The organism is Geodermatophilus sp. Leaf369, from assembly GCF_001424455.1.
GTDB lineage: Bacteria > Actinomycetota > Actinomycetes > Mycobacteriales > Geodermatophilaceae > Klenkia.
Genome location: NZ_LMQA01000001.1, coordinates 737,258 through 761,330, shown reverse-complemented (window position 1 = coordinate 761,330; position 24,073 = coordinate 737,258). Strand labels below are relative to the sequence as shown.

26 protein-coding genes are annotated in these 24,073 nt (G+C 74.2%); 7 read left to right on the top strand and 19 right to left on the bottom strand.

Features of this window, described 5'->3' with window-relative positions:
- The first annotated feature begins 22 nt into the window (after positions 1-22).
- Positions 23-1,102, top strand: coding sequence for a winged helix DNA-binding domain-containing protein (locus ASG36_RS03755; protein WP_055759614.1), 1,080 nt, complete (start codon positions 23-25; stop codon positions 1,100-1,102).
- Here ASG36_RS03755 and purT read toward each other — a convergent pair whose 3' ends face one another.
- Positions 1,103-2,293 (bottom strand): formate-dependent phosphoribosylglycinamide formyltransferase, encoded by a 1,191-nt coding sequence (gene purT / locus ASG36_RS03750; protein ID WP_055759610.1) that lies wholly within the window; start codon positions 2,291-2,293, stop codon positions 1,103-1,105.
- Between the two features lie 27 nt (positions 2,294-2,320).
- Complete coding sequence (locus ASG36_RS03745; RefSeq protein ID WP_055759607.1) at positions 2,321-2,566, bottom strand: hypothetical protein; 246 nt, start codon at positions 2,564-2,566, stop codon at positions 2,321-2,323.
- 140 nt (positions 2,567-2,706) lie between these two features.
- Here ASG36_RS03745 and ASG36_RS03740 point away from each other — a divergent pair, with 140 nt between their 5' ends.
- The gene (locus tag ASG36_RS03740; RefSeq protein WP_055762356.1) at positions 2,707-3,885 is read left to right on the top strand and encodes an acyl-CoA dehydrogenase family protein; all 1,179 of its coding nucleotides are present in this window, start codon (positions 2,707-2,709) and stop codon (positions 3,883-3,885) included.
- A gap of 4 nt (positions 3,886-3,889) precedes the next feature.
- Here the strand turns inward: ASG36_RS03740 and ASG36_RS03735 are convergent, their stop codons facing one another.
- The 9 genes from ASG36_RS03735 to ASG36_RS03695 are packed head-to-tail and all read right to left on the bottom strand — an operon-like array spanning position 3,890 to position 12,702.
- Positions 3,890-4,558 (bottom strand): SDR family NAD(P)-dependent oxidoreductase, encoded by a 669-nt coding sequence (locus tag ASG36_RS03735; RefSeq protein WP_055759604.1) that lies wholly within the window; start codon positions 4,556-4,558, stop codon positions 3,890-3,892.
- The gene (locus tag ASG36_RS03730; RefSeq protein ID WP_055759601.1) at positions 4,558-5,736 is read right to left on the bottom strand and encodes an exo-alpha-sialidase; all 1,179 of its coding nucleotides are present in this window, start codon (positions 5,734-5,736) and stop codon (positions 4,558-4,560) included. Before ASG36_RS03730 ends, ASG36_RS03735 begins: the two co-directional genes overlap by 1 nt.
- Entirely contained in the window at positions 5,736-6,536 is an 801-nt protein-coding gene (locus ASG36_RS03725; RefSeq protein WP_082522758.1) for an HpcH/HpaI aldolase/citrate lyase family protein, read from the bottom strand. The genes ASG36_RS03730 and ASG36_RS03725 overlap by 1 nt, the downstream gene beginning before the upstream one ends.
- A 15-nt stretch (positions 6,537-6,551) precedes the next feature.
- Complete coding sequence (locus tag ASG36_RS03720; protein WP_055759598.1) at positions 6,552-7,526, bottom strand: aldo/keto reductase; 975 nt, start codon at positions 7,524-7,526, stop codon at positions 6,552-6,554.
- Positions 7,523-8,329 carry a dipeptide/oligopeptide/nickel ABC transporter ATP-binding protein gene (locus ASG36_RS03715; protein WP_082522757.1) on the bottom strand — a complete coding sequence of 269 codons (807 nt, stop codon included), beginning with the start codon at positions 8,327-8,329 and terminating at the stop codon, positions 7,523-7,525. Before ASG36_RS03715 ends, ASG36_RS03720 begins: the two co-directional genes overlap by 4 nt.
- Entirely contained in the window at positions 8,326-9,174 is an 849-nt protein-coding gene (locus ASG36_RS03710) for an ABC transporter ATP-binding protein (RefSeq protein WP_055759593.1), read from the bottom strand. Before ASG36_RS03710 ends, ASG36_RS03715 begins: the two co-directional genes overlap by 4 nt.
- Positions 9,171-10,136, bottom strand: a complete 966-nt coding sequence (locus ASG36_RS03705; RefSeq protein WP_055759590.1) for an ABC transporter permease — start codon at positions 10,134-10,136, stop codon at positions 9,171-9,173. The genes ASG36_RS03710 and ASG36_RS03705 overlap by 4 nt, the downstream gene beginning before the upstream one ends.
- Complete coding sequence (locus tag ASG36_RS03700) at positions 10,133-11,107, bottom strand: ABC transporter permease (protein ID WP_055759588.1); 975 nt, start codon at positions 11,105-11,107, stop codon at positions 10,133-10,135. The genes ASG36_RS03705 and ASG36_RS03700 overlap by 4 nt, the downstream gene beginning before the upstream one ends.
- Positions 11,104-12,702, bottom strand: a complete 1,599-nt coding sequence (locus tag ASG36_RS03695) for an ABC transporter substrate-binding protein (RefSeq protein WP_055759586.1) — start codon at positions 12,700-12,702, stop codon at positions 11,104-11,106. The genes ASG36_RS03700 and ASG36_RS03695 overlap by 4 nt, the downstream gene beginning before the upstream one ends.
- A gap of 188 nt (positions 12,703-12,890) precedes the next feature.
- On the opposite strand from ASG36_RS03695, the gene pdxA reads away from it, so the two are divergent.
- The 3 genes from pdxA to ASG36_RS03680 are packed head-to-tail and all read left to right on the top strand — an operon-like array spanning position 12,891 to position 16,870.
- Positions 12,891-15,152, top strand: a complete 2,262-nt coding sequence (gene pdxA, locus ASG36_RS03690; protein ID WP_055762349.1) for a 4-hydroxythreonine-4-phosphate dehydrogenase PdxA — start codon at positions 12,891-12,893, stop codon at positions 15,150-15,152.
- 16 nt (positions 15,153-15,168) lie between these two features.
- Positions 15,169-16,002 (top strand): DeoR/GlpR family DNA-binding transcription regulator, encoded by an 834-nt coding sequence (locus tag ASG36_RS03685; protein ID WP_200944317.1) that lies wholly within the window; start codon positions 15,169-15,171, stop codon positions 16,000-16,002.
- Between the two features lie 40 nt (positions 16,003-16,042).
- Entirely contained in the window at positions 16,043-16,870 is an 828-nt protein-coding gene (locus tag ASG36_RS03680) for a siderophore-interacting protein (RefSeq protein ID WP_055759582.1), read from the top strand.
- Between the two features lie 46 nt (positions 16,871-16,916).
- Here ASG36_RS03680 and ASG36_RS03675 read toward each other — a convergent pair whose 3' ends face one another.
- Genes ASG36_RS03675 through ASG36_RS03660 form a run of 4 tightly spaced genes read right to left on the bottom strand, consistent with a single transcriptional unit; the run spans position 16,917 to position 19,973 of the window.
- Positions 16,917-17,582 (bottom strand): NADPH-dependent F420 reductase, encoded by a 666-nt coding sequence (locus ASG36_RS03675; RefSeq protein WP_055759579.1) that lies wholly within the window; start codon positions 17,580-17,582, stop codon positions 16,917-16,919.
- A gap of 17 nt (positions 17,583-17,599) precedes the next feature.
- On the bottom strand, positions 17,600-18,388 hold the full coding sequence (locus tag ASG36_RS03670) for an enoyl-CoA hydratase/isomerase family protein (protein WP_055759577.1): 789 nt from the start codon (positions 18,386-18,388) through the stop codon (positions 17,600-17,602).
- Complete coding sequence (locus tag ASG36_RS03665) at positions 18,385-19,314, bottom strand: neutral zinc metallopeptidase (RefSeq protein ID WP_055759574.1); 930 nt, start codon at positions 19,312-19,314, stop codon at positions 18,385-18,387. Before ASG36_RS03665 ends, ASG36_RS03670 begins: the two co-directional genes overlap by 4 nt.
- The gene (locus tag ASG36_RS03660) at positions 19,311-19,973 is read right to left on the bottom strand and encodes an SIMPL domain-containing protein (protein ID WP_055759571.1); all 663 of its coding nucleotides are present in this window, start codon (positions 19,971-19,973) and stop codon (positions 19,311-19,313) included. Before ASG36_RS03660 ends, ASG36_RS03665 begins: the two co-directional genes overlap by 4 nt.
- 160 nt (positions 19,974-20,133) lie before the next feature.
- Between ASG36_RS03660 and ASG36_RS21755 the strand changes: the two genes are divergently transcribed.
- Positions 20,134-20,301 carry a hypothetical protein gene (locus tag ASG36_RS21755; RefSeq protein WP_157498536.1) on the top strand — a complete coding sequence of 56 codons (168 nt, stop codon included), beginning with the start codon at positions 20,134-20,136 and terminating at the stop codon, positions 20,299-20,301.
- A gap of 24 nt (positions 20,302-20,325) precedes the next feature.
- Here the strand turns inward: ASG36_RS21755 and ASG36_RS03655 are convergent, their stop codons facing one another.
- Complete coding sequence (locus ASG36_RS03655; protein WP_082522755.1) at positions 20,326-21,978, bottom strand: helicase HerA-like domain-containing protein; 1,653 nt, start codon at positions 21,976-21,978, stop codon at positions 20,326-20,328.
- Positions 21,979-22,015: 37 nt separating this feature from the next.
- Positions 22,016-22,468 carry an antitoxin gene (locus tag ASG36_RS03650; protein WP_055759569.1) on the bottom strand — a complete coding sequence of 151 codons (453 nt, stop codon included), beginning with the start codon at positions 22,466-22,468 and terminating at the stop codon, positions 22,016-22,018.
- 161 nt (positions 22,469-22,629) lie between these two features.
- On the opposite strand from ASG36_RS03650, the gene ASG36_RS03645 reads away from it, so the two are divergent.
- Positions 22,630-23,352, top strand: coding sequence for a DUF4184 family protein (locus tag ASG36_RS03645; protein WP_055759565.1), 723 nt, complete (start codon positions 22,630-22,632; stop codon positions 23,350-23,352).
- On the opposite strand, the gene ASG36_RS03640 is transcribed toward ASG36_RS03645, so the two are convergent.
- Both ASG36_RS03640 and ASG36_RS03635 read right to left on the bottom strand, forming a co-directional pair.
- Positions 23,339-23,695, bottom strand: coding sequence for a hypothetical protein (locus ASG36_RS03640; RefSeq protein ID WP_055759562.1), 357 nt, complete (start codon positions 23,693-23,695; stop codon positions 23,339-23,341). The two genes, ASG36_RS03645 and ASG36_RS03640, sit on opposite strands and share 14 nt — an antisense overlap.
- The gene (locus ASG36_RS03635; RefSeq protein ID WP_055759560.1) at positions 23,692-24,069 is read right to left on the bottom strand and encodes a helix-turn-helix domain-containing protein; all 378 of its coding nucleotides are present in this window, start codon (positions 24,067-24,069) and stop codon (positions 23,692-23,694) included. The genes ASG36_RS03640 and ASG36_RS03635 overlap by 4 nt, the downstream gene beginning before the upstream one ends.
- Positions 24,070-24,073: the final 4 nt, after the last annotated feature.

Sequence of the window (24,073 nt, the reverse complement as noted above, 5' to 3'; positions counted from 1 at the left end):
GCCCACCGACCCGGGAGGCTGCATGGACGTCGACACCCCGACCCTGCGTCGGATGCGGCTGGCCGGCCAGGGCCTCACCCGGCCGCTGGGTGGTGTCGCCGAGGTGGTGCGGGGCTTGTTCGCGCTGCAGTCCCAGGACCTCCGGCAGGCCGAGTGGGCGGTGGGCGCACGGCTGGCGGGTGGGACGGTGCAGGACGTGTGGGCGGCGTTCGCTGCCGGTGAGGTCGTCCGGTCGTGGCCGATGCGCGGCACGCTCTTCACCCTCGCTCCGGCCGACCTGCGCCTGCTGCTGTGGTTGACCGCGCATCGACAAGTCGCCGAGTCGACACCGCGACACCGGCAGCTCGGGCTCACCGACCACGACTGCGCGCGGGCCGCCGACGCCGCGCGGGTGGCACTGGCCGGGACCTCGGCAGCAGGTGGGCTGGGACGGGCCGACCTGCTGGCCACGTTCGTCGACGCCGGGATCGACACCGCCGGTCAGCGCGGCGTGCACCTGATCGGCCGGCTGGCCCACGACGGCCTCCTCGTGCTCGGGCCGCCGCTCGGGGAGCTGCCCGGTGGGCCCGCACAGGGCTTCGTGCTCCTCGACGAGTGGGCCCCGGGGGAGCCGCCGACGGACCGGTCGGCCGCGGTCGCCGAGGTGGTCCGCCGCTTCCTGGCCGGGCACGGGCCGGCGGCGGAGCGGGACCTCGCCTGGTGGACCAAGCTCACGCTCACCGAGGTCCGGGCCGGGTTCGCCGCCGTGCGTGACGAGCTGACCGAGGTGACCTGCGGGGGCGCCTCGTACTGGACGCTGGGTGAGCCTCCGGACCCCGTGCCCGACGGCGTCCGCGCCCTGGCCGGCTTCGACGAGTGGGTGCTCGGCTACACCGACCGGTCGCCGGTGCTGGCCCCGCGGTTCTTCGAGCGGGTGGTGCCGGGGATGAACGGCGTCTTCTTCCCGACCCTGGTCGAGGACGGCGAGGTGGTCGGCACCTGGAAGCGGGTCGTCACCCGGGGGCAGGCGGGGGTCACGATCGACCCCTTCCCCGGCGTCCGGGCCCGCGTGCGCCACCGGGAGGCCGCCGCGGCGGTGCTGCCCTTCCGCGGGGAGGGGTGATCAGGCGTGCGGGCGGATCCTGCCGGCGGCCTCGCGGGCGGTGGCCCGGGCGGTGTCGACGTCCTCGCCGCGGGCCAGCGCGACCCCCATCCGCCGCCGGGTGAAGCTCTCCGGCTTGCCGAACAGCCGGACGTCGACGCCCGGCACGGCCAGGGCCTCGTCCACGCCGTCGAACACGATGCCGGTGGCCTCGACCCCGCCGTAGACCACGGCCGACGCGCCGGTGGTGCGCAGCGAGGTGTCCACCGGCAGACCGAGCAGAGCGCGCGCGTGCAGCTCGAACTCGTTCTGCCACTGGGTGGTCATCGTGACCATCCCGGTGTCGTGCGGGCGCGGGCTGACCTCGGAGAACCACACCTCGTCCCCGCGGACGAACAGCTCGACCCCGAACAGGCCCAGGCCACCGAGGTCGTCGGTCACCGCGGCGGCGATCTCCCGGGCCCGGGTCAGCGCGACCTCCGACATCGGCTGGGGCTGCCAGCTCTCCACGTAGTCCCCGGACTCCTGGCGGTGTCCGATCGGGGCACAGAAGTCGGTGACCGGCTCACCGTCGCGCAGCGAGCGGACGGTCAGCAGGGTGATCTCGTAGTCGAAGTCGACGAACCCCTCCACGATCACCCGGGTGCCGGCGACCCGGCTCCCGGCCATCGCGTGGTCCCAGGCGCGCTCGACGTCCACCTCGGTGCGCAGCGTGCTCTGCCCCTTGCCCGAGGAGCTCATCACCGGCTTGACCACGCACGGGAACCCCACGGCGTCGGCGCCGGCGCGCAGCTCGTCCAGGGAGTCGCAGAACCGGTAGGGGCTGGTGGGCAGGCCCAGGGTCTCCGCGGCCAGCCGCCGGATGCCCTCCCGGTCCATGGTCAGCCGGGCCGCGCGGGCGGTGGGCACCACCCGCACGCCCTCGGCCTCCAGCTCCACCAGGGTCGGGGTGGCGATGGCCTCGATCTCCGGGACCACGACGTCGGGCCGCTCGGCCTCGATCAGCGCCCGCAGCTGGGCGGGGTCGCTCATCGTGATCGTCCGCTCGTGGTGGGCGACCTGGTGGCCCGGCGCGTGCTCGTACCGGTCGACCGCGATGGTCTCCACGCCCAGCCGCTGCAGCGCGATGAGCACCTCCTTGGCCAGCTCACCGCTGCCCAGGAGCATCACGCGGGTGGCCGAGGGAGACAGCGGGGTGCCCAGGGAGACCATGGGGGCGAGGTTAGTGGCGGGCCGGGCTCACCCGATCTCGGCCCGGAGCACGGTGCCGTCCGGGCTCGACCACACCCTCGCCCCGGCCGAGCCCCAGCGGGCGCTCACGGTGAGGAGCACCTCGCCGACCCCGGACCGGAGCCGGGGCCGCTCCAGCGCCCGGGGCAGCACGTCGGGGGCCGGGTCGCGGGCCCGGACGCGGCCCGAGGTGTCGATGCAGCGGCGACGACGCGCCGGTCGCCACCCCCAGCAGCGGACCTGCGCGAAGCGCACGCGGTCTCCCGGGATCGGTGGGCGATGGCCGCGCAGCCTGGGGGGAAGGTCACCCCGGCCAGGGGCGGGTGGAGTGGCTACCGGCGGGTAACCGGCGGACGATCGAGTCCGACGCCGTCGTCACCGAGGAGTGCTGCACCATGACCGCTGACCTGTTGACCGGGGACTTCTTCGGCTACGAGACCCTGCTGTCCGACCAGGAGCGCAAGGAGCTGCTCACCTTGCGGCAGTTCCTCGCCGAGAAGGTGACCCCCCGGGTGAACGAGGCCTGGGCGGCGGCGGAGTTCCCGATGGACCTCATCCCGGAGTTCGCCGCCATCGACGCGGTCGGCCGCGCCTACGAGTGGGACGGGCGGGTGCCGGCGTCGAAGATGTACGGCGGCTTCCAGGCCCTCGAGCTCGCCCGCGTCGACCCCTCGATCGCGACCTTCCTGGGCGTGCACAACGGCCTGGCCATGGGCTCGATCATGATCCTGGGCTCGGAGGAGCAGCGACAGCGCTGGATCCCCGAGATGATGGCGATGACCAAGATCGGCGCCTTCGCGCTGACCGAGCCCGAGGGTGGTTCCGACGTCGCCCGCGGGCTGCGCACCACGGCCCGCCGCGACGGCGACGAGTGGGTGCTCAACGGCGCCAAGCGGTGGATCGGCAACGGCACCTTCGCCGACCACGTCATCGTGTTCGCCCGCGACGAGGCCGACGACGCGGTCAAGACCTTCGTCGTCGACAAGGGCACCCCCGGGTTCACCGCGTCGAAGATCGAGGACAAGTTCGCCCTGCGCACCGTGCAGAACGCCGACCTCGTCTTCACCGACTGCCGCATCCCGGCCGACCACAAGCTCGAGGGCGGCAACACCTTCAAGGACGTCAACAAGGTCCTCAAGGTCACCCGCGGCGGCGTCGCCTGGTCCGGGGTCGGCTGCCAGATGGGCGCCTACGAGTACGCGGTGGCCTACGCCAAGGAGCGCGTCCAGTTCGGCAAGCCGATCGGCAGCTTCCAGCTCATCCAGGACCTGTTGGCCAAGATGCTGGGCAACGTGACCGCCTCGCTCGGCATGGTCGTCCGGATCGCCCAGCTGCAGGAGACCGACGACCTGCGCGACGACCAGGCCGCGCTGGCCAAGAGCTACGTGACCGCCCGCGGCCGGGAGACCGTGGCCATGGCCCGCGAGCTCTTCGGGGGCAACGGGATCGTGCTGGAGAACAACGTCATCCGGTACTTCAACGACGCCGAGGCGCTGTACTCCTACGAGGGCACCCGCGAGATGAACACCCTCATCGTGGGCCGCTCGATCACCGGTCTCAGCGCCTTCGTCTGAGCACTCACAGGGACGCGCCGCCGCAGACGACGAGCTGCTGACCGGTGACCATCCCGCCCTCGGGTCCCAGCAGGAACGCGGTCAGCCCGGCCACCTCGGCCGGGCGGACGAAGCGGCCCAGCGGGGGTGCCTTCGGCGGGGTGGCCGCCCGGCCGGGGTCCAGCAGCATCGGGGTCTCGGTCGGGCCCGGGGCCACCACGTTGACCGTGATCCGCCGGGGCGCCAGCTCGATCGCCCAGGACCGGGCCAGCCCGACCAGCGCGGCCTTGGTCGCGGCGTACTGGCTCTTGCCGGCCACCCCGACCGCGGTGCGGCTGCCCATCAGCACCACTCGGCCGCCGTCGACCACCCGGTCCACCACGGCGTCCACGACGGCGGTCGCCGCGTCCACGTGCAGCCGCCACATCAGCGCGCCGTCGGCCGGGGACAGCGAGCCCAGCGGGGCAGACCGCTGGACGCCGGCTGAGTGCACCACGGCGTCCAGCGGTCCGATCTCGGCGAGCAGACCCGGCACGGCCTCGACCTCGGCCAGGTCGGCGCCCAGCCAGGTCAGCCCGGGGCGCGGCTCGGGGGCGGTGCGGCTGACCCCGGTGACCGACCAGCCGTCGGCGAGCAGCCGGTCGACGACGGCGGCGCCGATGCCGGAGCTGACGCCGGTGACGAGGGCGTGCATCAGCCCGCGGTCACCCAGTCCGGGGTGACGACGACGTGCTCGATCGCCGTCCGGTGGTAGGTGAACGCCAGGTGCAGCGCGCCGTCGGGGGTCTGGTGCACCGAGGGGTAGGACAGCTCCCGGTTCACCCCGTCGCGGCTGTTGTTGGACAGGCAGTACCCGTCGCCGGTCTCCACGTCCCGGCGGTCCGGCCAGGTCACCCCGCCGTCGGCGGACAGCGCCAGCGTCATCGGCGCCCGCGGGGTGCCCCAGAACGCGTGCCGCTCGCCGTCGTCCACGACCGGCTCGGCAGCGCCCTGCTCCGACGCCAGCCCGGAGTCGTCGATCTCGTCGTAGAGCGACAGCCGACGCGGGGTGTCCGGGCCGGCCTGGGTCGGGTTCAGCACCATCGCCAGCCGGCCGTCGGCCAGGGCGGTCACCTGGATCGAGCTGTTGTTGTTGGGCAGCTCGGTGGGCACCGGCGCGGTCCAGGTGTCCCCGTCGTCGGCGGACGTGGAGCGGTACACCCAGTCGGCCCAGCGGCTCCGGTAGAAGGCAGCCAGTCCGCCCTCGACCGGGACGACGTCCATGTGCACGCAGCCGGTCGACGCCGGGACGGCGACCTCGCGCCAGGTGGCCCCGGCGTCGTCGGAGACCATCACCGAGCTGGTGTCCACGTCGCCCACCCACTTCTGCCCGGGCACGGTGACGCAGGAGAACACCGGCAGCAGCCAGCGGCCCGAGGGCAGCACCACGACGGGTTGGCGGACGAAGACGCCGCCGGTCGACGTCGCCGGGAACAGCGTGCGGGTCTCACCCCAGGTCGCACCGGAGTCCGGCGACACCCGGCAGCGCACCTCGGCGGAGTCCTGGTCGCCGGCGTGCTGGGCGGTCCACAGCAGCCAGAGCGAGCCGTCCGGGGCGGGGAAGAGCACCGGGTTCTGCTCGGACCGGGCGCCGTCGTCGGACAGCTGCTCGGCCGGTGTCCAGGTGTCGTCGACCAGCCGGGAGAACCAGATCGAGATGTCCGGGACGCCCTCCTGGGTGCCGCCGAACCACACGCAGCCCAGCGTGCCGTCGGGCAGCGTCATCAGGTTGGCCGCGTGCACCTGCACGGTCGTGCTCGGCAGGAACGCGTCGCGGCGTCCGGGTCCGGCGTCCCGGAGGGCGCCGTTGCGGACCAGCTGAGCAGTGGTCATCAGTACCCCGACCCGGCGTCGGCGGAGGAGGCGGCCTCGTTCGAGCGGGCCGCGGCGAGGTGCCCGGCGGCGGCCTGCTCGAGGTGGGTCAGGTCGGAGGAGACGGTGGCGAAGGTGTAGCCCTCGGCCAGTCGCCGGGCGGCCTGCGAGCCCGCGGCGGTGTGGATGCCGGCGGCGACGCCCGCGGCGGCGGCGGCCTCGCGCACGGTGACCAGGGCGGCCTCGAAGACGTCGGCGACGGCCGGGTCGTTCGGGAACGCGCCGCCCACGGCGAGGCACAGGTCCGACGGGCCGACGTAGACGCCGTCCAGGCCCGGGGTCGCGCAGATCTCGGCCACGTTCGCCAGGCCCTCGGGGGTCTCGATCATGGCGAAGACCAGCGTGGTGTCGTTGCTGTCGGCCGGCGTCGGGCCGACCCGCAGCGCCGAGCGCATCGGGCCGTAGCTGCGTCGTCCGAGCGGGGGGTACTTGGCGGCGGCCACGGCGGCGGCGGCCTGGGCGGCGTCGTCCACCAGCGGCACGATCACCCCGGAGGCCCCGGCGTCGAGCGCCTTGCCGATGTAGGTCGGGTCGTTGGCCTCCACGCGCACCCAGGCGACCCCGCCGACGGCGTCGACGGCGGTGATCCCGCGCAGCATGCCCTCGTAGGAGAACAGGCCGTGCTGGGCGTCCAGGGCGACGTAGTCCCAGCCGGTGCGGGCGATCCGTTCGGTGGAGACGGGGGAGTCCAGGGTGATCCAGTAGCCCAGGACGCGCTCGCGGGCGCGGATCGCGGTGGTCAGGTCGGTGTGGCGGGTCAACTCGGGCTCCAGGGATCAGCGGTTGTAGGCGGGCATGGGGCCGCGCAGCGTGGCGCCGACCTCGTCGCAGGCGGCCACGACGTCGGCCGGGAGGGGGCCGGCCGCGGCGGCCGCGACGTTCTGCTGCAGCTGGGCGGTCTTGGAGCCCCCGAGCAGCAGGGCGGTGACGTCGGGGGAGCCGAGCAGCCAGCGCAGCGACAGCTCGGCCAGTGGGATCCCGGCGCCGTCGGCGACGGCGGACAGCCGGCCGACGGCGAGGAAGAGCTCGGGGTTCCAGTAGCGCTGCTTGTACATCGCGGCGAGCTTCGAGTCCCCGAACCGGCCGCTGGTCGCGGCCTCGCCGAAGGAGTGCTTGCCGGTGAGCAGCCCGCCGCCGAGCGGGTTGTAGACCATCGTGGCCAGCCCGTTCACCCGGGCGAACTCCAGGTACTCCTCCTCGACCCGGCGGGCCAGCAGGTTGTAGAGCTGCTGGGCGACGACCAGCCGCGGGCAGCCGACCTCGTCGGCGGCGGCGTTGAGCTCGGCGATCTGCCAGGCGGCCAGGTTCGAGACGCCCAGCGCGCCGACCCGGCCGTCGGCGACGAAGCCGGCGATCGTCGTCAGCGTCTCGCGGATCGGCGTCGCCCGGTCGGGCTGGTGCAGGTAGTAGAGGTCCACCCGGTCGACCTGCAGCCGGGACAGCGACCCGGCCAGCGAGGCCTCCAGCGCGGCTGCCGACAGCGGCGCGTGGTCCCCGGCGTCCGGGTGCGGGATGCCGGCCTTGGTGGCCAGCACGACGGAGTCCCGACGGGTCTGCAGCAGGGGGCCGAGGATGGTCTCGGTGGCCCCGCCGGCGTAGCCGTTGGCGGTGTCCAGGCCGGTGATCCCGGCCTCCAGGGCGGCGTCGAGCATCGCGGCGGAGCCGGCGGCGTCCACGGTGTCGCCGAAGGTCATCGTGCCCAGGACCAGGCGGCTCATCGGGACCGGGGCCCCGGGGATCTCGAGGGTCATGCGGGGGCTCCCTGCAGCTGTCGGACGACGTCACGGGGCTTGCGGCCGCGCATCGTGGTGGGGTCGAGCGCGGCCTTGCGCAGCGCCCGGGTGTACTCCTCGGTGGGGGCGCGCAGCACGTCGGCGGTGGACCCGGTCTCCACGAGCCTCCCGGCCCGCATCACCACGATCCGGTCGCTGATCTGCTTGACCACCCCGAGGTTGTGGCTGATGAACAGGTAGGTCAGGCCGCGCTCGCGCTGCAGGTCGGTCAGCAGGGTGAGCACCTGGGCCTGCACGCTCACGTCCAGCGCGCTGGTGGCCTCGTCGAGCACCAGCAGGTCGGGGCTGGTGGCCAGCGCCCGGGCGATCCCGATCCGCTGGCGCTGCCCGCCGGAGAACTCGGCCGGACGGCGGTCCAGCGCCGACGACGGCAGCCCGACCAGGTCGATGAGCCGCGCGGCCTCCCGGTGCCGGTCGGCCTTGGAGCGGTCCCGCATCGGCTCGGCGACGATCTTCTCGGCCGTCAGGTGCGGGTCCAGGGAGCCGTAGGGGTCCTGGAAGACCATCTGCACCCGGTGCCGCAGCGGGCGCAGCTGCTTCTCCTTCAGCTGGGCGATGTCGGTGCCGTCCACGACGATCGCGCCCGAGGTCGGGGTGACCAGCCGGACCAGGGCCCGGGCGATCGTGGACTTCCCGCAGCCGGACTCGCCGACCACGGCCAGCGTCCCGCCCTTCGGGATGTCGAAGCTGACGCCGTCCACGGCCCGGAAGTCGCCGTAGCTGACGACCAGGTCCTGCACGGACAGGAACGGGGCGGTCATGCCGACACCTCCGCGGGGGTCTCGTCGAAGGTGCCGAGCTGGGGGACGGCGGCCAGCAGCCGCCGGGTGTACTCCTCGCGCGGGTCCTCCACGACCTGCTCGGCCTCGCCGGACTCCACGAAGCGGCCGTCCTTCATCACGTGGATCCGGTCGCTGACCAACCGGGCGACCCCCAGGTCGTGGGTGATCATCAGGATCCCGATGCCGGTGCGCTCCTGCAGCTCCATGAGCAGGTCCAGGATCCCGGCCTGCACGGTGACGTCCAGGGCCGAGGTCGGCTCGTCGGCGACCAGCAGCACCGGGTGCCCGGCCAGGGCGATGGCGATCAGGACGCGCTGCAGCATGCCGCCGGAGAGCTGGTGCGGGAACTTGTCCAGCTGCTCCTCCGGCCGCGGGATGCGCACGGCCTCCAGCAGCTCGACGGCCCGGGCCCTGGCGGTCGAGCGGGGGTGGCCGGCCAGCCGGATCGCGCCGGTGAGCTGCTTGCCCACCGAGTGCACCGGGGACAGCGCGGTCATCGGGTCCTGGGGGATGAGGGAGACCAGCCGGCCGCGGATCCGGCGGGCGGCGTCCCGGTCGACCAGCAGGTCCACCCCGCCGACCTTGACCGAGCCCGACAGCACGGCGAGGTCGTCGGGCAGCAGCTGCAGCACGCCCATCGCCGTCGTCGACTTGCCCGAGCCGGACTCGCCGATGAGCGTGACCGTCTCGCCGCGGGAGATCCGGAAGGAGACGCCGTCCACGGCGCGCACGACGCGGTCGGCGGTGACCAGCTCGACCTGCAGGTCGGTGACCTCGAGGATCGGGGTGCTGTCGAAGGGGATCGGGAAGACCACGGTGCTCACGCCTCCGTCTTCGTCGCGGCGGGGGTGCCGGCGGCGGCCCGGCGGCGGGGGCGCCGGGTGCGGTCGCGCAGGCCGTCGCCGAGCAGGTTGACCCCGACGACGAGCAGCACGATGAACAGGCCCGGGAGCGTGACCAGCCACCACGAGGTGGTGATGTAGTCCTGCCCGTCGGAGATGATCCGGCCCCAGGTGGCGAACGGGCGCTCCGGCCCGGCCCCCAGGTAGGACAGCGCGGACTCCAGCAGCACGGCCTGGGCCAGCAGCAGCAGGACCACCAGGGTGGCCTGGGAGAGCACGTTGGGGACGACGTGGCGGACCAGCACCGAGGTGCGGCGCAGCCCGAGCACGGTGGCGGCCGAGACGTAGGGCTTGCCCCGCTCGACGAGCACCAGCGAGCGGGTGAGCCGGGCGACCTCGGGCCACTGGGCCAGCGCGATGACCACGGTGATGACCAGGATCGAGGGGCCGAACAGCGCCACCACCAGCAGCAGCATGAGCAGCAGGGGGAGCGAGAGCTGGGCCTCCAGGAGCCGGGAGACCACGGTGTCGACCCAGCCGCCGAAGAAGCCGGCCGCGGCGCCGAGAGCGATGCCGATGAGCCCGGAGACCACGATCGCCAGCAGGCCGATCATCAGCGAGGTCTGACCCCCGTGCAGCACCCGGGAGAGCAGGTCGCGGCCCAGCTGGTCGGTGCCGAAGAGGTGCCCGTCGGTGAACGGGGCCAGCCGGCGGGCGCCGAGGTCCTGCTCGTCGGGGCCGGGCAGCGGGAGCACCGAGGCCAGCAGCACCGGCAGCACGACCAGCAGGGTGCAGACCCCGCCGACCCAGAGCTTGACCCGGGAGCTGCGGGCCCGGCGGCGGGCGCCGGCGTTCTTGAGGTCCGCGGGGGTGACCGCGCTGGGCCGCTCCGCGGGTGCCGGGCTGGGCGCGGTCGCCGGCCCGGGCGTCAGGGTGGTGGTCACGCGAGGGCTCCCTCGGGGGCGGCGACCGCGGGCGCGGTCTTCGGGGTGGTCTTCGCCAGCCGCACCCGGGGGTCCAGCAGCGGGTAGGCCAGGTCGATGAGCAGCTGCACCAGCACCGTCAGGGCGGCGGTGACCAGCACGGTGGCCTGGATCAGCGGGTAGTCCCGGGTCTCCAGCGCCCGGACGACGAGGCTGCCGACGCCGGGCCAGGCGAACACGACCTCGACCACGACGACGCCGTTGAGCATCGCGGCGAACCGGGTGCCCAGGGCGGTGAGCACCGGGATGGCCGAGTTGCTCATCGCGTAGCGCCAGGTCAGCGAGCGCTCGGCGACCCCGCGGGAGCGGGCGACGGTCAGGTAGGGCGCCGCCATGTTGGTGCTCATCTCGCGGCGGACCATCCGGCTGATGAGCGCGATCTGCAGGATCGCGATCGTGATCGTGGGCAGCACCAGGCCGCCCCAGCTGGTGAAGCCCGACGCCGGGAACACCGGGACGACCACGGCGAAGACGGTGAGCAGCATGATGCCGCTCCAGAAGTCGGGCATCGACTGGCCGGTGATGGTCAGCAGGTTGGCGCCGAACTCCTTGGCGGTGTCGGCCCGACGGGCCATCCACACGCCCAGCGGGATCGCGACGACGGCGGTCACCAGGATCGCCGAGAGCGCCAGGGTGATCGTGTACGGCAGCCGCTCGAGGACGACGTCCAGTGCCGGTGCCTGGAAGGAGAAGGACGTTCCCAGGTCGCCGGTGACCAGGCCCTTCAGGAAGGTCCCGTACTGGACGAGGATCGAGTCGTCCAGGCCGAACTGCTGGCGGATCCGCTCGAGGTCCTCGGTCGTCGGGTTGGGCCCGGCGTAGGCCGCGGCCGGGTCGCCCGGGGCCAGCCGGAGCAGGACGAACACCGTGGTCAGGGTCAGGAAGAGGGTCAGGACGCTCTGCCCGACCCGCTTGAGCACGTACCGGGTCATGCGCGGGCCGCCAGCTTCGTCGAGGACAGTTCGAAGGAGTTCGAGGGCTTGAGGAGCAGGTCGCTGACCCGGTCGCGGCGGGCGAGCACCGCGTTGGGCACGAACGCCCACATGCACGGCCAGGTCTCCCAGACCGCGTCCTGGGCCTCGGCGAGCAGGGTCTGCCGACGGGTCGGGTCGACCTCGGTGCCGGCGGCGGTGATCACCTGCTGGATCTCCGGGAACACGTACCCGTGGTAGGTGTCGCGGGTGGCCTCGCGCTCGGCGGTGCCGCCGTACATGCCCTGCAGCATGGTCAGCGCCAGGCCGGTGGGGGAGGCGAACCCGTTGCCCAGGACGTCCCAGTCGCCGCCGCGGCCCTGTCGCCACAGCGAGATGTCGCCGCCGGGCTGGAACTGCACGAGCCGGGTGCGGACGCCGATGTCGCCCATCATCTGGACGACGGCCTCCATCACCGAGGTGTCGTTGGCGAACTCCCCGGTCTCCCAGATCATCGTGAGCTCGAGGTCGGTGACGCCCTCGGACTCCAGGAGCTGGCGGGCCCCGCGCGGGTCGAAGGCGTACTCGTGACCGCCGGTGCCCCCCGACAGGCCCTCGGGGACGACGCCGGTGGCCGCGGTGACCGAGCCGACGAGCACGTCGTCGACCAGCGCCCGCCCGTCGATGCCCATCGACAGCGCCTGGCGGACCCGGACGTTGGCCAGCGGGTGGTCGGCCGGCTTGCGGAAGTTGTAGAACAGCTGGCTGATCCGCAGCCCGTCGGTGCGCTCGATGGTGACGTCGCGGACGCCGGCGAGCTGGTCGGCGGAGTCGGGGGAGATGGTGTCGATGACGTCGACCTCGCCCGAGCGCATGGAGACCACCCGGCTGGACTCCTCGGGCACGAACCGCACCTGGACGGTCTCGATCGCCGCGCGCGGGCCCCAGTAGGCCTCGTTGCGGCGCAGCGTGTAGTCCCCGGTGCCCCGGTTGCTGGCGGTGACCACGTACGGGCCGCTGCCCACGCCGGACTGCAGCTCCTCGGGCAGGTTGGCCGCCGCGGGGGTGATGAGGATGTTGGCCATCAGGAAGTCGAGGTTGGGCTCGGGGAGCTCGGTGTTCATCGTGAACGTGCGCTCGTCGAGCACCTCGACGGTGGGCCACTCGCGGAAGAAGGAGGCCAGGAAGGAGCCGTTCACGCCCTGGTACATCTCCAGCGCGGTGGCCACGTCCTGCGGGGTGACCGGGGTGCCGTCGGAGTAGACGACCCCGTCGCGCAGCTGCACGGTCCACTCGGTGTCCCCGGTGAGCTCGAAGCGCTCGGCGAGCACCAGCTCCGGGGTGAGGTCGGCGCCGATCCGGGTCAGGCCCTGCCGGACGGCGCGCTGCACGGTGACCGCGGCGTCGAACTGGTTGAGCTTGTTGTCCAGGCTGACCAGCGAGCGGTTCAGCGCCATCGTCATCGTGCCGGGGCCGGGGGTGCCGGTGGGGCCGGCGCAGGCGGAGAGCGCGGGGCCGAGGGCCAGCCCGGCCCCCACCACGCCACCCAGCCGGAACAGGGACCGCCGGGAGATCTCCCGGCCCACCCGTGCCCCGCTGCTCGAACTGCTGGTCATCGTCGACCTCTCGCGTCATCGGCCGGCAGGACGCCGGGCCAGGTCGGTGTTGCGTGGGTCACCGTGCCATTCATGCGTGTTCTGCGCAAGCGTCTGGCGCGTTGTGCGCATTCTGTGTCACGCTGCACACCGCACCGACCTGCCGGTCGGACGTCGACGAGCTCCCCGGGAGGTGCCAGGTGACCCACGTGCCCGGCCCTGCGGTGCTCGCCCTGGCCGATGACCTCTCCGGTGCTGCGGAGACCGCTGACCTGCTGGGACACGATGTGGACGGCGTCGCGCTGCTGCTCGCCGGGGACACCCCGCCGGTGCTCGCCGGGCGGGTCTGCGTCGTCGACCTGCACGCCCGCCACCATGCCCCGGAGGCCGTCGTGGCCCGCGTCCGGGCCCTCGTCGATCGTGCGCAGTCCGCGCAGGTGCTGCTGAAGATCGACTCCCTGCTCCGCGGCCCGGTCGCCGCCACCGTGGGCGCCGTCGGCCCGGTCGTCGTCGCCCCGGCACTGCCCGCACTGGACCGGGTGGTCGTGGACGGCACGCCCACCGCGGACGGCCGCCCGCTGGCCGAGGTGCACGCCTGGGCCACCGAGGGCCGCCCCGCACCCGTCTCGGTCACCGCCGCCCTCGCCCCCCTCCCCGTCGCCGTCGTGGCGCTGGGCACCGTGCGGTCGGCCGCGCTGGCGGGCGTGCTCGCCGACCTGCTGGCCGCCGGCCGGGTGCCGGTCTGCGACGGCGTCACCGACGCCGACCTGGACGCCGTCGTCGCCGCGGTGGCCACCCTGCCCGGCGTCGCGCTGGCCGGCTCCGGCGGCCTCGCCGCCGCCCTCGGCCGCACCCTCCCTGCTGACGAGGAGCGCCCTCCTTGTCAGGTCCAGGACGTGCCGCGGCAGGGCCCGCTCGTCGTGGTGGGGACGGCGGAGGCCGTGGCCGCCGAGCAGGTCACCCGGCTCGTCGCCACCGGCGTGCCCGAGCTCGTCGTCCCGGTGGCGGCGCTCGTCGAGCCCGCGGCCGAGGCGCGGTGGGCCGCCGAGGTCGCCGCCGCCGTCGCACGCGGACCGCTGGTGCTGCGGCCCGACCCGGCCGACGCCGTCGACCCCACCGCCTCCCGCGCGCTGGCCGCCGGGCTGTCCCGGCTGGTCGCCGACGCCCTCCAGCTCACCGACTCCCTCGTCGACCTCGTCCTCACCGGCGGGGAGACCGCCCGCGGGGTGCTCGACGCCCTCGACGTCGTCCGGCTGACCCCCCGGGGCGCGGTGCACCACGGCGCCGTCGTCTCCACCACCGACGACGGCCGCACCGTCGTCACCCGGCCCGGCAGCTTCGGCGGGCCGGACTCCCTCGTCTCGATCCTGCACTCCCTGCGACCAGATGCAAGGCACCCCCGCACCCCGACGGAAGGCACCCTCCCGATGAGCACCCTCACCACCCCCGCCGCCCACCCGGAGACCGGCACCGACCAGCGGCCCTGGATCGCCGTCACCATGGGCGACGGCGCCGGCGTCGGCCCCGAGGTGGTCGTGGGTGCGCTGATCGAGGAGACCGCCTACGCCGCGTGCCGCCCCGTCGTCGTCGGCGACCTCGCCCGGCTGCAGCAGGCCGCCGACGTGCTCGGCCTGGCCCCGGAGCTGGTCGCCGTCGAGGGCCCCGAGCAGGCGGTCTTCACCCCGGGCCGGATCAACGTGGTCGACCTCGGGCTGCTGCCCGCCGACCTGCCGTTCGGGCAGCTGTCCCCGGTCGCCGGCCACGCCGCCTACGAGTACATCCGGGTCGCCGCCGAGCTGGCCATGGCCGGCCGGGTGCAGGGCATCTGCACCGCACCGCTGAACAAGGAGGCGTTGCACTCCGCCGGGCACGTCTACCCCGGGCACACCGAGCTGCTCGCGCACTTCTGCGGCATCGAGGAGGTCTCGATGATGCTCAGCTCGCCGAAGATCCGGGTCATCCACGTGACCACCCACATCGGGCTCATCGACGCCATCGCCAAGATCGAGCCCGGCCTGGTCGAGCGCACCGTCCGTCGCGGCCACGACGCCCTGGTCCGCGCCGGCATCGAGAACCCGCGGATCGGCGTCTGCGGCATCAACCCGCACGCCGGGGAGAACGGCCTGTTCGGCTACGGCGAGGAGGAGGAGAAGATCGTCCCCGCCATCGAGGTGCTGCAGGCCGCCGGCATCGACGCGCGCGGCCCGATGCCCGCCGACACCGCCTTCTTCGTCGCCGGCCGCGGTGACTACGACCTCATCGTCGCGATGTACCACGACCAGGGCCACGGCCCGGTGAAGATCCTGGGCATCGAGGCCGGGGTGAACATCACCGTCGGGCTCCCGGTCATCCGCACCTCGGTCGACCACGGCACCGCCTTCGACATCGCCGGCACCGGCACGGTCGACGTCCGCAGCATGATCGAGGCACTGCGGCAGGCTGCGCAGATGTCGCCCGCCCCGGCGGCCTGAGCCCGGAGGAGGACCCGTGCACGACGACGTGCCGACCGACGACGACACCGCCACCTCCCGACAGCTGGGCTCCCGCGCCCGGCGGGAGGAGATCGTCCGGCTGGCCACCACCAGCGGGCTGGCCTCGGTGGAGGAGCTGGCCGGCGTCTTCGAGGTGACCGCCTCCACCATCCGCCGGGACCTCGCCCAGCTGACCGGCGACGGCCGGCTCGCCCGCACCTACGGCGGGGCGATGGCGCTCATCGCGCACCCGGAGACCTCGCTGCGCCAGCGCACCGGCGAGGCCTACAGCGCCAAGCGGGGCATCGCCCGGTGGGCGGCGGCGCAGGTGCGGCCGGGGGAGACGGTGCTGCTGGACGCCGGGTCCACGGTCGGCGCGGTCGCCCACGAGCTGCGGGCCACCACCCCGCTGACCGTCGCGACCACCGGGCTCACGGTGCTGGAGGCGCTCGCCGACGTCGAGGACGTGCACGTGGAGTGCCTCGGCGGCACGCTGCGCCACCTCTCGCAGGGGTTCGTCGGCCCGCTGACCGAGGCCGCGCTGGAGCGGAGGACCTTCGACCGGGTCTTCCTGGGCGCCGACGGGGTGACCGCCGACAGCGGCATCTGCGAGGCCGCGCTCGAGCAGACCCGGCTCAAGGAGCTGATGGCCCGCCGGGCCCAGCACGTCTACGTGCTCGCCCACGCAGCCAAGCTCGGCCGGCGGCCCTTCCACGCCTGGGCGCGGCTGACCGACCCGTGGACGCTGGTCACCGACGACGGCGCCGAGCCCGCCGCACTGGCCCCGTTCCTCGCCGCCGGGGTGTCGGTGGTCGTCGTGGACCCGCAGGGGCTCGCCGAGGCACCCTGAGGGCGGCGTACGGTTAGGGCACCCTAACCGAGGAGAGCACGTGACGCAGGCACCGAGGAAGCGGCGGGTGACCCGGGTGGGCACCGTCGTCCGCACCGAGCGGGTCACCCCGCACCTGGTCCGGGTGGTGCTGGGCGGGGAGTCGCTCACCGGCTTCGGCGCCGGGGACTTCACCGACCACTACGTCAAGCTGCAGCTCCCGCCGAAGGGGGCGCCCTACGGCGCGCCCTTCGACGCCGAGGCCGTGCAGGCCGAGCACCCCGCCGAGCTGTGGCCGGTCAGCCGCACCTACACGGTCCGGGAGTGGGACGCCGCCGCCGGTGAGCTCACCATCGACTTCGTCACCCACGGGGACGACGGGGTGGCCGGACCGTGGGCCTCGGCGGCCCAGCCGGGTGACCAGCTGCAGTTCGCCGGCCCCGGCGGCGCCTACGCCCCCAGCCCGGACGCCGACTGGCACCTGCTCGTCGGCGACGACTCGGCGCTGCCGGCCATCGCGGCCGCGCTGCCCCGGCTCCCCGCCGGCGTCCCGGCCCAGGTGTTCGTCGAGGTGGAGGGCCCGGCCGACGAGCAGGACCTGCCCGGGGTCACCTGGGTGTACCGGGGCTCGCAGCCGGTCGGTGCGGCGCTGACCGCGGCGGTGCTGTCGGCCGAGCGACCGGCCGGCATCCCGCACGCGTTCGTGCACGGGGAGGCCGGGTTCGTCCGTGAGCTGCGCCGGTTCCTGCGGGCCGAGCTGGACCTGCCGCGGGAGCGGATGAGCGTGTCGGGGTACTGGCGGCTCGGGCGCACGGAGGACCGCTGGCAGGCCGAGAAGCCGGAGTGGAACGCCGCCGTCGAGGCCGACGAGGCCGCCCTCACCGCCTGAGCGGAGGGCAGGAGCGCAGAGAAGCTGCACTCCTGCCCTCCACTGCTCACATGTCGCGGTAGCGCTTGGCCTCCGCGGTCGCCTGGCGCAGCTGCTCGACGTCGAACTCCGGGCCGTAGCCGGGGGTGTCCCGCTGGATGCGCCAGCCCTCGGCGAGCGGGCCGACGTCGAACGTGTCGAAGCCGATCCGGTCGATGTACTCGGCGACCCACGCCTTGGCGTCGGCGTCGTCCCCGGCGATGACCAGCGCGCGGCGGTGCTCGGTGCCGGTCGCTGCGCGCTTGCTGGTCAGGTGCTCGGAGTAGATGTGGTTGAAGGCCTTGACCACGTGCGAGGTGGGCAGGTGGGCCTGCGCCATCTCGGCGGTGGTGGTGGTCTCCTCGTCGAGGGCGGCGATGTGGCCGTCCCGCTCGGGGTAGTAGTTGTTGGTGTCGATCACGGTCTTGCCGGCCAGCGGCTCGACCGGGACGTCGCCCAGGTTCTTCAGCGGCACGGTGACGACGACGACCTCGCCGGCGGCACCGGCCTCGGCGGCGGTGGCCGCGGAGATCGAGCCCTGGCGGGAGTCGCGGGCCTCGATCTCGGCGACGAGGTCGGCGAGGGTCTCCGGGCCGCGGGAGTTGGCGATCACGACGTCGTAGCCGGCGTCGGTGGAGATGCGGGCGAGCTGGGAGCCGATCAGGCCGGCCCCGATGATGCCGATGGTGGTCATGTGGGGCCCAACAACGGTCAGCTGCCGCCCGTTCCGGCCCATCCGAACCGGGGCGGACGACGCTCGTCGAAGGCCGTGACGCCCTCGGCGAGCTCACCGCTGGCGATGGTCTCGCCGTACCAGCGCCGGGCCACCGCATCGGCGTCCGCGCCGTGGGTGAGGGCGGCGAGGACCTCCTTGCTGGCGCGCTGCGTGAGCGCGGACCGGGAGGCGAGCACGTCGGCGAAGCGGCGCACCTCGGGCTCCAGCGCGTCGGGGGCCAGCAGCTTGTCCACCAGGCCGACCCGCAGGGCCTCGGCGGCGTCCAGCAGCTCGCCGCTGAACAGCAGCAGCTTGGTCGTCGCCGGTCCCACCAGGTCCAGCAGTGCCCGGGTGGGCTCGGCCGGGTAGACCACGCCCACCTTGGCCGGGGTGACCCCGAAGACCCCGGTGTCGTCGGTGAACCGGAGGTCGCAGCACGCCGCGAGCTCCACCCCGCCGCCGATGCAGTGCCCGCGCACCATCGCGATGGTGGGGTGCGGGAAGGTGCGCAGGGCGTGCTGGGCGGCCAGGTTCGCCGCCCGCAGCTGCGCCATCGGGTCGGCCGGGTCGGGTCCGCCGAGCAGGTCGGCGATGTCGGCCCCGGCGCAGAACGACGGGCCCGCGCCGGTCACCACCAGCACGCGCACCCGGGGGTCGGCTGCCAGGTCGGCCAGCAGGCCCGGGACGGCGGCCCACATGGCGCCGGTCATCGCGTTGCGCTTGTCGGCCCGGTCGACGGTGAGCGTGGCCAGGGAGCCCTCGACGGTGACGGTGAGGTCGCTCATCCCAGGTCGTCGGTGCCGAACGTGTCGCACGCGTTCGGGTCGCCGCTCTGGTAGCCGGTGGTGAACCAGCGCTGCCGCTGCTCGGAGGACCCGTGGGTGAAGGCGTCCTGGTCCACGGTGCCACCGCCCAGCTCGGTCTGGATGAAGTCGTCACCGATGCGGCCGGCGGCGTCCAGCGCCCCGTCGATGTCGGCCTGGGTGATCTCGGCGATCAGCGGCTGACCCGACGCGTCGGGCACGGTCTCCGCGTGGTTCGCCCACGTGCCGGCGTAGCAGTCGGCCTGCAGCTCCAGCCGCACGGTGCCGCTGGTCGGGCCGGTCTCCCCGGGCTGCACCTGCGCGTTGGTGCCCAGCAGGTTCTGCACGTGGTGGCCGTACTCGTGGGCGATCACGTAGGCGTTGACGAACAACCCGCCCTCGGCGCCGAACCGGCTCTGCAGGTCGTCGAAGAACGACAGGTCGATGTACACCAGCTGGTCGGCCGGGCAGTAGAAGGGCCCCGACCCGGAGGTCGCCCCGCCGCACCGGGTCTGCACCTGGTCGGAGAAGAAGACGGTGTCGGTGCGGACGTAGCCCTCCAGCGTCTGCTCCCAGTAGTCCTGGATCGAGTCGATGTTGGCCGCGGTGGCGCAGTCGACCGAGGAGTTGGCGTCCGCGCCGTCCTGGCAGGCCGCCTCGAGGTCGGTGTTGTCGGCGGTCTGGCCCTGCTGCAGGCCCCCGAGCACGTCGGACAGCCCGGCGGACGACCCGCCACCGCCGCCCCCACCGCCGCCGAGGACCTGGAAGAGCACGACCACGATCAGCCCCACGACGCCCAGCCCGCCACCGCCGACGGCCAGCCCGCGGCCACCGCCCCGACCACCGCCGCCACCGCGGCGGTCCTGCACGCCGGACGTGTCGACGTCGGCACCCTCGCGGTACCTCATGCCAGTGCGTCCAGGTCGGGCGGCGAGAGGGTGAACACGGCCTCGACGGCGCCGTGCACCTCCTGCAGCGCGGGCTCGAGGTCCAGCTCGGGTGCCGCGGCGGCGGCACCACGCATCCGGGCGCCCCCGGCGGCGAAGGCCATCGGCGCCATCGCGCCGGTGCCCACGTCGCGCAGCTCGACCAGACCGGTGACGCTGCTGCCGACGGCGGCGGCGTACCCGCGGGCCCTGCTCAGGGCCTCGCTGATCGCCTCGGTGCGGGCCTGCCCGTACTCGGGGGCATCCCGTTCCAGCCGCCAGCTCGGGCCCCACAGCGAGCAGCCCTCGAGACCGGCCGCGGCGACCGCCACCTCGCCGACCCGGTCGACGTCGTCCAGCCGCACCTGGGTGGTCACGCTGGCGACGTAGCCGGTGACCCGGTTCTTCTCGGCGAGCTCCGGGCGCACCGACACCCCGGCGGTGGAGTGCCGGGTCACCAGCGCGCTGAAGCGCTCGAGCAGTGCGGTCACCTGCTGCTGGTGCTCGCCCAGCTGGGCCAGCGCGCGGTCCTGGCGGCGGTCGCGCCCGGTCGCGGTGATGCTCAGGGTGGCGTGCGAGGGCGGCACCCGGAGGGTGACCTCACCACGCACGACCACCCGGGGGGTGGGGCTGGGTTCCACGGTTCCTCCTCGTGCTGGGTCGACACCGGATCGTCCCGCCTGCCGCCCCGGCCCGCTCGACGGGGCCCCCAGGTCACGGGTCGGTGACGCTCTCCCGACCGTGACGGGCCTGTGACCCGCCGGTGACAGGCTGCGCTCTCACCCGGTGGGAGGAGCAGCGATGGCGCTGGCAGAGGGCAGGTTCGTCACCCTCGCGGTCCTCGGCGTGGTCTGCCTGCTGGGTGCGGTGCTCACCTCGTGGCTGCTGGGGCAGCCCTCGATGCTGGTGTTCGGGGTCGTCTTCGCCGGGCTGGTGCTGGTCAGCCTGATCCGCCCCCCGAACGACTGACCCGACGACGGACCCGGCACCGGGTCAGCGGCGTCGGCGGGTGCCGAAGACGCCGCGGGTGATCTCCCGGCCCAGCGCCGAGGCGGCCGACCGGGTGAACGACCGGAACGCCGAGGAGCCCAACACGCGGCTCACCAGGTCCGGCTCGGGCTCGGGGGCGCGCTCCCGGCGGCGGGGTGCCGGCTCGGCGCGCCCGAGGTCGGGCTCGCGCCAGCTGTCCGGCTCGGGGGCGGGCCGCGGTGCGGGCGCCGGTGCGGGTGCCGGGGCCGGGGGAGCGGGCGGCGGGGCGAGCCGGGCGGCGAGCTGCTCGTAGGCCGACTCCCGGTCCACCGCGGTGGCGTACTTCGCGTGCAGCGGGGACGACGCCACGGCCTGCTGCTGGACGGCCGGGTCGATCTGGCCCATGAAGGAGCGCGGCGCCCGGACCATCGTCCAGGCGACCGGGGTCGGGGCGCCGCGCTCGGAGAGCACGGTGACCACCGCTTCGCCGGTGCCCAGCGACGTGAGCGTCTCGGCGACGTCGTAGGCCTCCGACGTCGGGTAGGTCTTCACCGTCTTCTTCAGCGCGGTCGCGTCGTCGGGGGTGAACACCCGCAGTGCGTGCTGCACCCGGTTGCCGAGCTGCCCGAGCACCGGGGTGGGCACGTCGGTCGGGTTCTGGGTCACGAAGAAGACCCCGACGCCCTTGGAGCGGATCAGCCGCACGGTCTGGGTGACCGACTCCAGGAAGGCCTTGCTGGCCCCGGTGAAGAGCAGGTGCGCCTCGTCGAAGAAGAAGACCAGCTTCGGCTTGTCCACGTCCCCGACCTCGGGCAGCTCCTCGAACAGGTCGGCCAGCAGCCACATGAGGAAGGTGGAGAACAGCGCCGGGCGGTCCTGCACCTCGGTGAGCTCGACGGAGCTGATCACCCCGCGGCCGTCGGGGGCGGTGCGGATCAGGTCGGTGGTCTCCCACTCGGGCTCACCGAAGAAGACGTCGCCGCCCAGGTCGTCCAGGGCGATCAGGTTGCGCAGGATCACCCCGGCGGTGGCCTTGCTCAACCCGCCCAGGCCCTGCAGGTCGGCCTTGCCCTCGGGGCTGATCAGCCAGGAGATGACCGCGCGGAGGTCCTTGAGGTCCAGCAGCGGCAGGCCGGCCTGGTCGGCGTAGTGGAACACCAGGCCCAGCGAGCTCTCCTGGGTGGCGTTGAGGTCCATCACCTTGGCCAGCAGCACCGGGCCGAAGTCGGTGATCGTCGAGCGCACCGGCACCCCGGTGCCCAGCCCGCCCAGCGCGAGGAACTCGACGGGGAACCCGGTGGGCGTCCACGCGTCGGCGGTGTCGGTGGCCCGCTGGGTGACCCGGTCGCTGGTCGCGCCGGACTGGGCGAGGCCGGTCAGGTCGCCCTTGACGTCGGCGAGCACCACCGGCACGCCCTGTGCCGAGAGCTGTTCGGCCAGCAGCTGCAGGGTCTTGGTCTTGCCGGTGCCGGTGGCCCCGGCGATCAGGCCGTGCCGGTTCATCATCGACAGCGGCACCCGCACCTGGGCGCCGGGGTGCGGCTTCCCGCCGTGCACCACGGCGCCGAACTCCAGGGCCGGACCGGTGAACGCGTAGCCCGCGGCGATCTCCGCCGCGACCGGGTCCACCCCCTCGGTGGGGGACGGGTCGGTCGGGGGCTGCTGCGGTGCGGTCACGTCGTCGTCCGGCCCTGGTCGTCCGTCGTCGGCCGGGTCAGCCCTGGTCGCGCACGACGCGGTCGACCTCGGGCGTGGGCGAGGGAGCCGGCGGGGCGAACCCGGCGCTGGACGGCGAGGTCGACTGGACCCCGGCGGCCTCGGCGGCGGTGCGGTCGACCTCGGGGGTGGCCGAGGGGTCCGGCGGGGTGTCCGTCGGCAGGGTGGTCGTGGGCGCGGTCTCGACCGGGGTGGGCACGCTGCTCAGCGGCGAACCCGGGGCGGACGTGCCGGTCGCGTCCTCGTGCCTGGGGACGGCGCCCTTGGCCTTGCTCGCGGCCTGGTCGATCTGTGCGGCCTTGTCCGGGAACTTGTCCTTGGCGAACTGCCCGGCCTTGTCGACCGCGCCCTCGATCTTGCCGGCGTTGTCCTTCACCGCGGTCTCGAGCTTCTCGGCGCTGTCGCTGAGTGCCTGCTGCGCCTGCTTGGCGATCTTGCCGAAGTCCACCATGTCGCGCTCCTCCACTCGTCGGGCTGTCCGGCCTCAGCCTGCCGGTCCCGGGGGAGACCGACAACAGCGGGAGGGGCTGGCCGCGGATGTCGGTGGGGTCGGTCAGGATGCCCGCATGAGCGAGAAGCACACCCTGGCCGAGGACCCGACCGGCTGAGCCCGTGCCGTTCACGCTGAGCCACCCGGCCGCCGTCCTGCCGTTCCTGCGCACCGGTCTGCCGGCGTCGGCGCTGGTGGCCGGCAGCACGGTGCCCGACCTGCCGTACTACCTGCCCGTCGACCTCGGCGTGCGCACGCACACCGCGGTGGCCCTGGTGACCGTCGACCTGGCGGGCGGGTTGCTGCTGTGGGCGCTGTGGCACGGGGTGCTGGCCGCGCCGGTGGTGGCCGGTGCCCCGGCCGCGCTGCGGGCCCGGCTGGGCGCGGTGCGGACCGGGCTGCCGGTGGCCGGTCCCCGCGGGGCCGCCGGGGTGGTGGGCGGGGTGCTGCTGGGCGCCGGTACGCACGTGCTCTGGGACGAGTTCACCCACCCCGGCCGCTGGGGCACCCGGCACCTGGCGTTCCTGGCCGACGACGCGGGTGGGCGCCCGGGGTGGAGCTGGGCCCAGGAGACGAGCAGCCTGGTCGGCGGGCTCGTCGTCCTGGGCTGGCTGGTGCTCTGGTGGCGGCGCGCGCCGGTCCGTCCCGTGCCGGCGCGGCGTCCGTGGGCCTGGGGGCTGGTGGCCGCGATCGCGGTGGCGGCCGGTGCGGCCGGAGCCGTGGGTCAGCCCGACCTGCGCAGCGTCGCGGTGCTGGCCGCCTTCACCGGCGGGACGGCAGCGCTGGTCACCATGGTCGTGCTGGCCCTGGGCTGGCACGTCCGGCGGCGGGTCAGCTCCGGGTGAGCGCTCGCTCGATCCGCTCGGCGGTCGCGCGGGCGTCGGGGACGCCGAGCACCAGACGGGTGTACCGCTGCCCGGCCAGCTCGACCACCACCGGCTCCAGGGAGGCGCGCAGGTTCCAGAACACCCGCTCGCCGCCGCGGAAGTACGTGCCCGCCGTGATGACGCGGGGGAGGTGGGTGCCCGGCGCCCGGAGGCCGGCGGGCTCCCGGCTCATGCCGGGGTCGGCGGTGGCGCCGCGGACGGCACCCAGCGGGACGGCGATCCGGCGCTCGAGGGCCCAGACCCGGTCCCAGCCGTGCAGGGTCACCACGAGCTGGTCGGTGGTCACGTCGATCTCGGTCATGGTTCCTCCGGTCGTCGGGCGGCGTGGGCGAGCAGCTCCCGGCCCAGCAGGCCCGGCAGGTCGTCGGTGGTGGGGCGCAGCCGGTCGAACCCGGCGGCGACCAGGACGGCGACGTCGTCGTCGACCGGTGCGCGTTCGACCGCGGCGCGCAGCAGGAGGGTGAGGTCGCCGTCCGGCAGGGCCTGCACGTGGTCCCCGAGAACCCGCAGGTACAGCGCCCGCTTGCTGCCGAAGGCCGCGTAGAGCGAACCCCGCTGGATCCCGAGGGCGGTCACCAGGTCGTCGACGCTGGTGCCCTCGTAGCCCCGCGCCGCGAAGACCCCGGCCGCGCCGCGCACGGCGACGGTCTCGTCGAAGCTGCGGGGGCGGGCCATGCAC